Raw genomic sequence first — 382 nt, forward strand, 5'->3', positions numbered from 1 at the left:
TCGTCAGTTCCCGGAACGAATTTCAGCGGGTTGTTGTCGGCGGCGCTGATCATCGTTCGCTGCGTGCTCTTGGCCAGCATTTTCGCTGCCGCGCGCGCCTTCAGCAGCAAGGTCAGTTCCTCGACCACCGTGCGCAGCACCGCGCCGATTTCGGCGGCAACTTCATGCGGATCGCGCGACTGCAGCAGTTCCGGCGAGATGCCCGCTCCGATCGCGATTGCCCGCAGCACTTCATCGCTGGTCGAGGGCAGGGGCGGTTGCGACGGGAACGTCGACGCTGCACCCCGCTGGCCGGACCGTTGCTCCGTGGGATCGAAGAACGGCCCATCTCCGAATTCCAGCGACCGGCTTGTCGCCCCCGGCATTTCCCGCTGCGTCGAAC

At 65.7% G+C, this 382-nt stretch carries 1 protein-coding gene; it reads right to left on the reverse strand.

Annotated features, from left to right (window positions below; genetic code table 11):
* Positions 1-365, reverse strand: a 365-nt coding sequence (locus EOB36_RS34190) for a type VI secretion system-associated FHA domain protein (RefSeq protein ID WP_348631849.1), incomplete at its 3' end; no start/stop codon positions are given.
* Positions 366-382: the final 17 nt, after the last annotated feature.

The organism is Mesorhizobium sp. M6A.T.Cr.TU.017.01.1.1 (assembly GCF_004023115.1).
In the GTDB taxonomy this organism is placed as follows: domain Bacteria; phylum Pseudomonadota; class Alphaproteobacteria; order Rhizobiales; family Rhizobiaceae; genus Mesorhizobium; species Mesorhizobium mediterraneum.